This window comes from Mesobacillus sp. (assembly GCF_057785455.1).
On the sequence record NZ_JBYNSB010000050.1, the window covers coordinates 65,248 to 77,400 of the forward strand.

Here is a 12,153-nt window from a genome sequence, read left to right on the forward strand (position 1 = left end):
GTATGAAACAAACGACTGATTTCTTGAAAATGAAGCAGGATGGCGACAAGATTGTCATGGTGACTGCCTACGATTATCCTTCAGCAAAGCATGCTGAGCAGGCAGAAGCAGACATGATTTTGGTTGGGGATTCACTGGGCATGGTAGTACTTGGTTACGATTCAACCATTCCAGTAACGATGGAGGATATGGTCCATCATGCAAAAGCTGTTAAACGCGGAGCTCCCAATACCTTCATTGTTGTCGATATGCCCTTCATGAGCTATCATCTGTCAATTAGGGAAACACTTTTGAATGGGGCCAGAATCATGCAGGAAACAGGGGCCAACGCCGTGAAAATTGAGGGCGGAGATGAAGTCATTGATCATATTAAAGCCTTGACGAGAGCTGGAGTACCCGTTGTGGCACATCTTGGGTTAACACCACAGTCGGTTGCTGTCCTTGGTGGTTATAAGGTCCAGGGAAAGAGTGCAGATGCTGCAAAGAAATTGCTTCACGATGCAAAACAGTGTGAAGAAGCTGGAGCTTGCGCTGTTGTCCTTGAATGCGTGCCAAAGCAATTGGCTGCACAGGTTTCACAAAACCTGTCCATTCCAACGATCGGAATTGGTGCAGGCATCGATGTAGATGGGCAAGTCCTTGTTTATCACGATATCATCACTTATGGCGTGGACAGGGTGCCAAAATTCGTCAAGCAATATACAAATGTTAATGAACAGATCGCTTCGGGGCTGAACTCTTATGTTGCCGAGGTTCGGCTGAGGGCTTTCCCTGAGGATAAGCATAGCTTCACAATGAAAGAAGAAGAACTGCAGGCGCTGTATGGAGGAAGAGAATGAAAATCATTACAACAATAGCTGAAATGCAGCAGCAAATGTCAGCTATCAAGGCAAAAGGCCTGACCATTGGGTATGTTCCCACTATGGGTTACTTGCATGAAGGCCATAAATCGTTAATGAAAACGGCGCGTCCCGAGAATGACGTTGTGGTTTTAAGCATTTTTGTAAATCCGCTTCAATTTGGTCCTTCCGAAGATTTGGAGGCTTACCCTAGGGATTTCGAAAGAGACCATAAAATTGCCGAAGCAGAGGGTATCGATTTTGTTTTTTACCCAACTGCCGAGGAAATGTATCCGAACCAGGCATCTGTAAAAGTGACCGTTGAACAGCGCACAAACGTCCTTTGCGGAAAATCAAGACCAGGCCATTTCGATGGTGTGGCAACTGTTTTAATTAAGCTTTTCAATATCATCCAGCCTGACAGAGCATATTTCGGGCTGAAGGACGCACAGCAGGTTGCAGTTATTGATGGGCTTGTAAAAGATTTCAATTTCCCAATCAAATTGATCCCGGTCAATACTGTCAGGGAGCCGGACGGCCTCGCAAAGAGTTCGCGTAACGTCTATCTCAGTGCAGAAGAAAGAGTGAAGGCACCGCAGCTGAACAAAGCTCTCCAGCTCGCAAAGGAAGCCATTGAAAATGGAGAACGCAGTCCTGAAAGGCTTGCTCATCTGGTTAGTGGCCATATTAATGAACATTGTGAAGCTGAAATTGATTATATAGAGATATATTCATATCCAGAGCTAAAACAGCTGGAGATTTTAAAAGGGAGAATCATAATCGCCATTGCAGTGAAATTCTCAAGGGCAAGGCTGATTGACAATCTTATTTTAGACGTTAATTAACTATTTTAGGGGGAAACCATTCATGTTCCGCACCATGATGAATGCTAAAATACACCGTGCAAGAGTTACAGAAGCAAATCTTAATTATGTAGGCAGCATCACAATCGACAGCGATATCCTCGATGCTGTAGGTATGGTTGCCAATGAAAAGGTGCAAATTGTTAATAATAATAATGGTGCACGCTTTGAAACTTATATCATTCCTGGAGAAAGAGGAAGCGGTGTTGTCTGCCTTAATGGAGCAGCAGCGCGCCTGGTACATGAGGGCGATGTAGTGATCATTATTTCTTATGCGCTTGTAGCTGAGGAAAAGGTAGCAGCACATCAGCCTAAAGTTGCATTGATGGACGAGAATAACAAAATCGTCGAAATGATAAACGCTGAACCTGAAAAAACAGTTTATATCTAAGGTTTCGTGCAAAATCACTCCCTTGAGAAGTTCGTGTTCTTGAGGCTTTCTTCAAAACTCCCGCTAAGCCGGGAGTTTTTTCATACATATACTGGTTTCAATAACTGAAAAATATGTATATATCGTTAGTGTCCGTAAACTACCGAGGAACAGTATTCTGCTTTTGTTTCTTTCCTTTTTATGATACGGTTTTGTTTGACTGAATGTTAGAGGTGTTATCGGTATGAGCCAAAAATTTGTTGTAGTTGATTTAGAAACCACGGGTAATTCTCCGAAAAAGGGTGACCGGATCATTCAATTTGGAGCTGTAATTATAGAGAATGGAAAGATTACTGACAAATATTCATCGCTTGTCAATCCATTGCAAGATATCCCTGTCTTCATAGAAGAATTAACCGGGATCGGCAATGAGATGGTTAAAGATGCTCCATTATTTTCCGAAATCGCCCCTCAAATAGAAAACATGCTTAAAGATGCTTATTTTGTGGCTCATAACGTTTTGTTTGACCTTTCGTTTTTACAGGAGGAGTTATTGGCTTCTGGATGTGAGGGGTTTTATGGACCAGTACTGGACACGGTTGAAATGGCAAGGATTCTTTATCCTACAGCAGACAGCTACAAACTGACGGATCTGGCTGCACAGAAAAACCTTCGTCATGACCGTCCACATCAAGCGGACAGTGATGCTTATGTTACAGCTGAGCTGCTTTTGATTATGCATAACAAGCTTAACAGCCTGCCTCAAGTAACCTTGAAGGAATTAGCCAAGCTGTCGGAAGGTCTTAAGAGTGATCTTCATCTTTTATTTGAAGAGGCACTGAGCAATAAGGAAGCGGCGATTGAAATATTGGCTGACAATCTTGAAATTTTCCGCGGGATTGCGTTGAAGAAACAAATCCCTAAAGCTTCCCCTTCCCATTCAGCTGCTGTTATTTACCCTAATGCACCAGGTGAAAAAAAGCTGCTTCTCGAAAAGATTTTTTCTTCGTTTGAGGAGAGAAAAGGGCAATACGAAATGATGGACATTGTCCACGACGCGTTTACAGGTCAGAAGCATGCTCTGATAGAAGCGGGAACAGGCGTTGGGAAGTCGCTTGGGTATTTGCTCCCTGCTGCTGTTTACTCAATGAACACTAATAATAAGGTCATCATCAGTACCTATACCACGCAGCTTCAGGAGCAGCTTTTAACAAACGATATACCGAAGCTTGAGAAGATGTTTGACAGAAAGTTCAACACTGCATTGATTAAGGGCCGAAGCCACTATATCAGCATGGCGAGATTTGAACAGTCCCTCAGAGAGATAGAGGAAAATTATGATACTGCACTTACAAAAATGCAGATCCTCGTCTGGCTGACTCAAACGAATACAGGGGATATTGATGAATTGAACCTATCCAGCGGAGGCATGCTTTTTTGGAACAAAATTAAATATGAACGTTCACTCTTTATGAAGACAAAGCATTGGGAGGATTATGACTTTTACCAGAAAGCACTTCAACAGGCAAAGGAAGCGGATCTGTTAATCACGAATCATTCCATGCTTATGTCTGATTTGGTTTCAGAAATAGGAACGTTGCCAGAATATGATTATGCTGTCCTGGATGAGGGACACCAGTTTGAAAAAGCGGCTGGCAAATATTTCGGACAGTCACTAGATTATATGACTGTCAGGCTGCTTCTGAATCAGCTCGGACAATATGATCAGCCGCAGCTGTTTTATAAACTTGAAACGATAATCAATGCCAACTGCGGCAGCGATTCCGGAAGCAGGCCGCATACTTTTGAAATCAATCAGCTGATCTCGGATCTTGTATACGAGACAGATGAACTATTTAAGCTTGCTGGTATGTATGCAAGAAAAGCAAGCGGCACAAGGCAAACAGGAAGTAAAATCCATTCTAGTCTTATCAGTGAGCCGAACAATCGATTATGGTCAGCATTAAAAGCCACTGCAGAACGATTTTATTTCCTCATGAGGGATCTAGAGCGGGCCATTGACCAGCGACTTTCGGAAGCTAAGATGGTCACTTCAAAATTGAAAGTCGTCCAGCAGGCTTTACTGGAAGAAGTGGTTCAGGTCAAATCTGATATGGAAGAAATCAGGCAAACAGCGAAAGCGATTTTCATTGATTCCAGCCATCAATATGTAAGATGGATTGAAACCGATTTAAGAGCCATGCAGAATTCAACATCCATCCATGCACGGCCAGTCCATGTTTCGAGTTATCTGGCGGAAAGATTTTTCAGCAAAAAGAAAAGTGTGATCGTGACATCAGCGACCCTGTCAGTTAATAATTCCTTTCAGTTCATTAAAAAAGAACTGGGGATGGAAGGTCCGGTCGTCGAAAAACTTATCCCTTCTCCATTCAGCTATGAATCCCAGATTCAGCTTGTTGTCCCTGACGATCTGCCGGAAATCAAAGCTGTTTCGAACGATGAATATGTCGCAGCGATAACGGAACATATCATTTCAATTGCTGAAGCGACTAAAGGCAGGATGCTAATATTATTCACCTCTCATGAAATGCTGAAAAAGACACATGAGCTGATTAAAGAGAGCGGGCTGCTGGAGGATTTTGTGCTGATTGCACAGGGAATCACTGCGGGGAGCAGAACGAGACTCACAAGGAATTTCAAACGATTTGACAAGGCAATATTATTTGGCACAAGCAGTTTTTGGGAAGGCATTGACATACCGGGAGAGGACTTGTCATGCCTGATTATGGTCAGATTGCCATTTTCGCCTCCTGATGAACCGCTTGCAGCAGCCAAAGGTGCCTTAATAAAAGAACATGGTGGAAGCCCTTTTTATGATCTATCATTGCCTGAAGCCATTCTTCGCTTTAAGCAGGGTTTCGGCAGATTAATCAGGACTTCTTCCGACAGAGGCATGATTTTCATTTTTGACAGGAGGGTATTGACTACCTCCTATGGCAGATCCTTCTTAAGCTCCGTCCCGAGTGTAAAAGTAAAAAAGGGCTCCATTAATGAAATAGTCGAATTTATTTATCGCTGGCTTTGATAATTTCATGTAAATGACACACTCTATATCTAGAAGTAATTGGATGATGGAGGAGTAGTGTCATGAATTTGATCCTGGCGGTTTTGTTGCTGATTGACTGGTATTATATACCTTTGGAGTCCCCCTCTGCTCCCGTTGAGGTAGAAGGAGTCGATATGAACCTGAAGCGCAATGAGTCAGCCTTCACTTTTCTGGCATTAAGTGATGGGGAAGCAATGCTCATCCAGCATGCCAATGGGGAAAACATTTTAGTGAATACAGGAGGACGGGCAGCGGTTAAGGAGATTGACCGCCTGCTTGCCCTTTACCATGTAAAAGTGATATAGAGGGTCATCCTGACTTCCGCTGATGAAATGGAAAACCTGCAGCATATTATCGAGAAATATAAAGTAAGCCAGATTGTAACAGGCAGTGCTGCTGCTCAGATGGCAGGCAGTTTGGTTCCTGCTGGCGTGAAACCGATAAAGTGGGAACAGGGAAGCACCCATACACTTATGCCTGATTTGACTGCAGAAGTCGTATATGACGGAACAGATGAACAAGAAGGAATCGATATATCCTTTCAATTCTTCCGCCACCAGATTTTTTATATGAGTTCCTATAGCAGGAAATCGGAAAGAGCATTTTTGGCTGCACCGCTAAGGGATGTCAATATTGCTAAAGTTCCTGCCTATGCTGCGAAAGGGTCTTTTTCTGATTTGCTAATTGAACACCTCGATCCTCAGCTTGCTATCATTTTTAAATCAAACAAAGTAAGACCTGATCCTGACCTGGTCGAAATGCTCCATGAAGCATGGATTGATGTTTATTTCACAAAACAGCATGGTACTGTTACAATTAAGCTTACTGATTCAAATTATGATGTCATTACCATTTTGAACAAGAGTTAATGGGCAGCCATGACATTGACTTTCATCGTTTCAAAAGGAATGGAAATTCCACATGAAAAAACTGCGCATAAGCTGCGCAGCCATGTTTGTGTGTGGACTAGAAATGTTTTATTTGTTGTGCAATAAAAACTTTACCAGTGATACTATACTCTTGATATAATGAGTAGTGTTAAATCTAGTGTAGCCTATTTAGCCGGCTTATATAAATGACAATAATTGTTGGAAACAGAGAGGCGATAAAGGATGGAAAGCAAAATAGAAGTGCTTACAACGGTAAAAATACAAAACAGTCCCGATCTTTATAAGGTTGTGGATGCTTTAAACAGAACGTTAAAGCGCGATGATCTTATGTTTGGCCTGGCCCTGGACCAGGAAGATAAAGAAAAAGCGATTTTTACCATATACCGTACATAAGATGATTTTGAGCTCTGACGAGAGCCTGCAATAAAGAAGGGGATAATGTGAAGAAATGGATACTGATTAGTATTCTGGTGATTGCTGTCATTACCGGGATATTGGTGAATGTGTATTTGAATGCCACTGAACCTGTAAAGGCGGCAGAAAAAAAAGCAGTCAAAATCGCTTCCAAAGAAACAGAACTTACTGATTTCAGCGAATTTAGCTTATATAGCGGAGAAGAAACTTATTATGTCATGAAAGGCATAAACTCCAAACATGAAGATGTCTACATTTGGATAAATGAAAAAAATCATGATGTTGTGACTAGGAATGCCAAAAAGGGTATCACGAAAAAAGAAGCGCTAAATAAACTATATGAGGAAAAGAATCCGCGACAAATTCTCGAGGTAAGGCTTGGAATGGCCAGGATACAAAAGACGGACAGGCCGGCCTGGGAAATTTACTATCGGAATAACAGTGATACGATCAATTACTACTATGTCGATTTTGATACAGGAGAAAAATTGAGGGCAATTGATAATCTTTAATTTGTTGAATTGCTTGTTCGTCAATTGATTGTCGAGCAGATATTATAATCTTTTACAATAATAAATGGAGGTAAAGGGATGGAATTCCAGTTAGCCAGCAGAGTTGGGGCACTTACCCCGTCTTCTACATTGGCAATCACTGCCAAAGCAAAAGAATTAAAAGCACAGGGCAAGGATGTAATCGGGCTAGGAGCAGGTGAGCCAGATTTTAATACACCACAGCATATTATTGATGCAGCCGTAAAATCCATGAATGAAGGTTTTACAAAGTACACCCCATCCGGCGGCCTTCCGGAATTAAAAAAAGTCATTGCCGAAAAACTGAAAAATGATCAGGGGCTTGAGTATAAACCGAATGAAATTATTGTTACTAATGGCGCTAAGCATGGTCTTTATACACTTTTCCAGGTGCTCCTTAATGAGGGCGATGAGGTAATCATCCCAATACCATATTGGGTCAGCTATCCCGAACAGGTTAAACTGGCAGGCGGTGTACCTGTTTATGTCGAGGGTCTGGAGGGCAATAATTTTAAAATCACCCCCGATCAGCTTAAAGCTAAAATCACAAGCAAGACACGTGCCGTGATCATCAATTCTCCAAGCAACCCAACCGGAATGGTGTACAGCAGGGAAGAGCTGCAGGAGCTTGGGAACGTTTGTCTTGAAAATGGCATTTTGATCATCTCTGATGAAATTTACGAAAAGCTGATTTACGGCGATACTCAGCATGTGTCGATTGCAGAGCTTTCCGAATCATTGAAGCAGCAGACGATCATTATCAATGGAGTTTCTAAATCACATTCGATGACTGGCTGGAGAATTGGCTATGCAGCCGGCAACAGCAAAATAATTAAAGCAATGACGGATCTTGCCAGCCACAGTACTTCAAATCCGACAACACCTGCACAGTATGCATCCATAGCAGCATATTCTGGTTCACAGGAAGCAGTTGCAACAATGCGTACAGCTTTTGAAGAAAGACTGGAGATCATCCATGGCAAACTGAATGATATACCAGGCATTAAATGCATCAAGCCGCAGGGAGCATTCTATTTATTCCCGAATGCCATTGAGGCAGCAAAGATGTGCGGATGCAAAGATGTAGACGAATTTGCTGAAGTCCTGCTGACAGAAGCGAACGTGGCAGTTGTTCCAGGTTCAGGGTTTGGGGCACCGGATTATATGCGTTTGTCGTATGCTACTTCACTGGAGCAGTTAGAGGAAGCAATCAAACGAATTCATTCTTTTGTTAAAAGCCATTCTTAATGAATTAACGGAGAATCGCGAAACCGGTTCTCCGTTTCTAATGATAACACTGCTGCCAAAAGGCTTTAAGTGGTTCAACTGTTGCCTGAGCCCGTGGGCAAAGGTATAATGAAAATATTACATACTACCAGCTTTGCTTAGTTTTGGAGGGAACATTACGTGATTAAATCAACAATAGCAGAAGTCTATAAATATGAAGGAAAAGAAGTCAAGTTAGGTGCCTGGCTTGCTAATAAGCGTTCTAGCGGTAAAATTGCTTTTTTACAGCTTCGTGATGGGACAGGCTTCATCCAGGGCGTAGTAGTCAAGAGTGAAGTTCCTGAGGAAGTTTTCCAGCTTGCAAAATCTGTTACCCAGGAATCATCACTTTATGTTACAGGTACCATTACCAAGGATGAAAGATCAGCATTAGGATTTGAGATACAGGTGAACGGAATTGAAGTAATTCATCAGGCTGTAGATTATCCAATTACACCAAAGGAACACGGAACTGAATTCCTTATGGATCACCGCCATTTATGGCTTCGTTCAAAACGCCAGCACTCCGTTATGAAGATCCGCAATGAGATCATCCGTGCGACATATGAATATTTCAATGAGCAAGGATTTGCAAAAGTGGATCCGCCAATTTTAACAGGCAGCGCTCCTGAAGGAACAACTGAATTGTTCCATACAAAATACTTTGAGGAAGATGCATATCTTTCCCAAAGCGGCCAGCTATACATGGAAGCTGCAGCCATGGCTTTAGGAAAGGTATTCTCATTCGGTCCAACATTCCGTGCGGAAAAATCTAAAACTCGCCGCCATTTGATTGAATTTTGGATGATTGAACCTGAAATGGCATTCTATGAACATGAGGACAGCTTAAAGGTACAAGAAGAGTACGTATCACATATTGTCCAGTCCGTACTCAAAAATTGTCAAATTGAGCTTAAAACACTTGGCCGCGATACTTCCAAGCTTGAGAAAATTCAGGCTCCATTCCCAAGGATCACTTACGATGAAGCGATTAAATTCCTTCATGAAAAAGGATTCGAAGATGTCCAGTGGGGAGACGACTTCGGTGCTCCGCATGAGACAGCCATTGCAGAGGCTTACGAAAAGCCAGTGTTCATTACACATTATCCAACATCATTAAAGCCTTTCTATATGCAGCCTGCTCCTGACCGTGAAGATGTCGTTTTATGTGCAGACTTGATTGCACCAGAAGGTTATGGAGAAATCATTGGAGGCTCAGAACGTATTCATGATTATGATTTAATGAAGCAGCGTATCGAGGAGCACGGCCTGCCGCTTGAATCATATGAGTGGTATCTGCAGCTTCGCCAGTATGGATCTGTACCGCATTCAGGTTTCGGTCTCGGACTGGAAAGAACCGTAGCCTGGATTAGCGGTGTAGAACACGTTCGAGAATCCATTCCATTCCCGCGTTTATTGAACCGTCTATATCCATAAGCATTACATTTAGGGCCCGCAGCGATGCGGGCTATTATTTTTTTGTTAAGGTTACCTGATGTTTGCTACTAATTGATTCCAATGAAGCGTGTTACTAATAATTGAGCCGATTGGTGACCGAAAATCCAGCGAGAGAAAGATAAAAAGGTCACCAATGAAGCCGATTGGTGACCAAAATCCAGCGAGAAAAGAAAAAAGGTCACCAACGCCTTTGAGTTTTAAACAAGCCAAGCAACAGAGATAGCCTTTTTCTAACAAAATAGAATAAGAGAATGGTTAACAGACTAGTTCCCATTTCCAAGTTGTTCGAAAAACCGGGATAAGATTCGATAAAATCCACATGTTGTCTCAGCAAAGGGGTATTAGAAATAAAGAAGCCAAAATTGCATCCAGCCTAGTAAAATTTTTAGGATCATATCTGCATGAATCACTGGAAGTCCACATATAAAGCAATAACAACAATGTTTCCAGCTGGTAAACTTCTATAGGAAGTGTATCTACCCGAATTTCATGTGTACATAAACAGGGGACCTTCTAAATTTTTGTCCTTCCGTCCCTTAGCTTTTTTGCTATTTTTCGACTAATTTCCCTTTTTAATCTTTTTCTATTTTATTACCACCCCGGCTTGTTCATGCTATACTAGGAAAAGAGGTGTCCGGAATGAAAAAAGCAGATATGTTAGATTGGCTGAAGGAAGGGAATATTACCATTCCTGCTGTACTGCTCACACAGTACAAAGAAATGAGATTAAACGAACAAGAATTGGCCCTTTTACTCCATGTATTCTACTTTTCCGAAAAAGGAAATGAATTTCCTACTCCTACAGAACTAGCAGCCCGTATGACGATATCAGCCTTTGAATGCACTGATTTGCTCCGAGCACTGATTCAGAGAGGGTTTATATCTATTATTGACGGTGATTCGACCGAGGGAATCCGTTACGAAAAATACTCGCTGGAGCCGCTTTGGGAGAAGCTGTTCGATCAATTCATGCTTAAAAGAAAGCAAGAAAAAGAGCTTCTTGAGCGCCAGCAGGAAACGGATTTGTATACATGCTTTGAGAGGGAGTTTGGAAGGCCGCTGTCGCCGTTTGAATGTGAAACTCTTGCGATGTGGATGGATGACGATCATCATGATCCTATTATTATAAAGGCTGCATTAAGAGAGGCTGTCATTTCAGGCAAATTGAATTTTCGGTACATAGACCGAATTCTTTTCGAATGGAAGAAGAATGGCATCAAAACAATTGAACAGGCTAAGAGTTACGGAAGGAAGTTCAGGCAGCATCAAAATGTGCAAAAAGCGGGGAAGGAAGAGGCAAAGGTCTCTGCAAACCCTGTACCTTTTTATAACTGGCTTGAACAGTAGACAGTACGAGAGAATTCATTCTCTCGTTTTTTTTAGAAAAATTTTTATTTATGGTTCTTAAATAGAGATAAAATAGTGCAGGTGAAAATTATGTTAAATAAAGAACAAGTCCGATTCTGCCTTGATGAAATGGGCAGGATGTTTCCTGAGGCCCATTGCGAGCTGGTCCATTCAAATCCTTTTGAATTAGTGATAGCTGTTGCACTTTCTGCGCAGTGTACAGACGCCCTGGTCAACAAAGTTACAAAGGATTTATTTAATAAATACAAAACACCGGAAGATTTCTTGAGCGTTCCTTTGGAGGAGCTTCAGCAGGACATAAGATCGATTGGGTTGTATCGGAATAAGGCGAAGAATATTCAAAAACTGTGCCGGATGCTGATAGATGATTATGGAGGGATCGTCCCTTCAGACCGCGATGAATTGACGAAGCTCCCTGGTGTAGGAAGGAAAACCGCTAATGTGGTTGTATCAGTTGCATTTGGGGTTCCTGCCATTGCTGTCGATACCCATGTGGAAAGGGTCAGCAAGCGTTTAGCTTTTTGCCGCTGGAAGGATTCCGTGCTTGAGGTTGAAAAAACATTGATGAAAAAGGTTCCAAAAGAGGAATGGTCGATTACCCATCATCGAATGATTTTTTTCGGACGCTATCATTGCAAAGCACAAAATCCAAAATGCGAAGCTTGTCCATTGCTAGAAGTTTGCAGGGAAGGCAAGAAACGGATGAGGAGCAGAAGCTAAGTGGAAAAAAATAATTCAGATCATCACCTTCAACTTTTAAGCGAGGAGATAAAAGGAAAATGGGAAGAGGCAAGAATGGAATTGGACAACTGCTTTAAAAACAGGGAGGCCAGTCGTGCTAAACCCATAATGGAGGCATCCATCCAGCTCTTTTCTGACTATCTCCTTGAAGCTAACGGCACCAATTTAATCGAGAAGTGTGAATTAAAGCCTGTCAATGTATCAGAACGGCTTGAATTCATCAAAGGAAGACCATCGCTATATCATTCTTATATCCAGTTGTCTGAACTTTTCTCTGAGCAGGAGAAATTGGTTGCAAAGAAAATAGCACTTAATAAGCAAAAAAATAAACGTCCCGACTAATCAGG

Annotated in this window: 13 protein-coding genes; all 13 read left to right on the plus strand. The window is 42.0% G+C overall.

All coding sequences use genetic code 11. The features are described 5' to 3' along the window. Positions 1 to 2: 2 nt before the first annotated feature. Positions 3 to 839 carry a 3-methyl-2-oxobutanoate hydroxymethyltransferase gene (gene panB, locus AC3EBE_RS19325; RefSeq protein ID WP_488596665.1) on the plus strand — a complete coding sequence of 279 codons (837 nt, stop codon included), beginning with the start codon at positions 3 to 5 and terminating at the stop codon, positions 837 to 839. After that, complete coding sequence (gene panC, locus AC3EBE_RS19330) at positions 836 to 1,684, plus strand: pantoate--beta-alanine ligase (protein WP_488596666.1); 849 nt, start codon at positions 836 to 838, stop codon at positions 1,682 to 1,684. Before panB ends, panC begins: the two co-directional genes overlap by 4 nt. 22 nt (positions 1,685 to 1,706) lie before the next feature. Then, a complete protein-coding gene (gene panD / locus AC3EBE_RS19335; protein WP_488596667.1) occupies positions 1,707 to 2,093 on the plus strand; it encodes an aspartate 1-decarboxylase in 387 nt (128 codons plus the stop codon). A 223-nt stretch (positions 2,094 to 2,316) separates the two neighbouring features. After that, complete coding sequence (gene dinG / locus AC3EBE_RS19340) at positions 2,317 to 5,118, plus strand: ATP-dependent DNA helicase DinG (RefSeq protein ID WP_488596668.1); 2,802 nt, start codon at positions 2,317 to 2,319, stop codon at positions 5,116 to 5,118. Between the two features lie 62 nt (positions 5,119 to 5,180). Continuing rightward, positions 5,181 to 5,444, plus strand: coding sequence for a hypothetical protein (locus AC3EBE_RS19345; protein ID WP_488596669.1), 264 nt, complete (start codon positions 5,181 to 5,183; stop codon positions 5,442 to 5,444). Between the two features lie 27 nt (positions 5,445 to 5,471). Further along, positions 5,472 to 6,008 (plus strand): ComEC/Rec2 family competence protein, encoded by a 537-nt coding sequence (locus AC3EBE_RS19350; protein WP_488596670.1) that lies wholly within the window; start codon positions 5,472 to 5,474, stop codon positions 6,006 to 6,008. A 243-nt stretch (positions 6,009 to 6,251) separates the two neighbouring features. Further along, complete coding sequence (locus tag AC3EBE_RS19355) at positions 6,252 to 6,422, plus strand: YpmA family protein (protein ID WP_488596671.1); 171 nt, start codon at positions 6,252 to 6,254, stop codon at positions 6,420 to 6,422. Between the two features lie 47 nt (positions 6,423 to 6,469). Next, positions 6,470 to 6,955, plus strand: a complete 486-nt coding sequence (locus AC3EBE_RS19360) for a cell wall elongation regulator TseB-like domain-containing protein (protein ID WP_488596672.1) — start codon at positions 6,470 to 6,472, stop codon at positions 6,953 to 6,955. A gap of 78 nt (positions 6,956 to 7,033) precedes the next feature. Beyond that, positions 7,034 to 8,221: a pyridoxal phosphate-dependent aminotransferase gene (locus AC3EBE_RS19365; RefSeq protein ID WP_488596673.1), complete on the plus strand. Its 1,188-nt coding sequence runs from the start codon at positions 7,034 to 7,036 to the stop codon at positions 8,219 to 8,221. Positions 8,222 to 8,380: 159 nt separating this feature from the next. After that, the gene (asnS, locus tag AC3EBE_RS19370; RefSeq protein WP_488596674.1) at positions 8,381 to 9,676 is read left to right on the plus strand and encodes an asparagine--tRNA ligase; all 1,296 of its coding nucleotides are present in this window, start codon (positions 8,381 to 8,383) and stop codon (positions 9,674 to 9,676) included. Positions 9,677 to 10,336: 660 nt separating this feature from the next. Then, positions 10,337 to 11,044, plus strand: a complete 708-nt coding sequence (locus AC3EBE_RS19375; RefSeq protein WP_488596675.1) for a DnaD domain-containing protein — start codon at positions 10,337 to 10,339, stop codon at positions 11,042 to 11,044. Positions 11,045 to 11,134: 90 nt separating this feature from the next. Further along, complete coding sequence (gene nth / locus AC3EBE_RS19380) at positions 11,135 to 11,785, plus strand: endonuclease III (RefSeq protein ID WP_488596676.1); 651 nt, start codon at positions 11,135 to 11,137, stop codon at positions 11,783 to 11,785. Next, on the plus strand, positions 11,786 to 12,148 hold the full coding sequence (locus tag AC3EBE_RS19385; protein WP_488596677.1) for a YpoC family protein: 363 nt from the start codon (positions 11,786 to 11,788) through the stop codon (positions 12,146 to 12,148). It abuts the gene before it with no gap. The last annotated feature ends 5 nt before the right edge of the window (positions 12,149 to 12,153 follow it).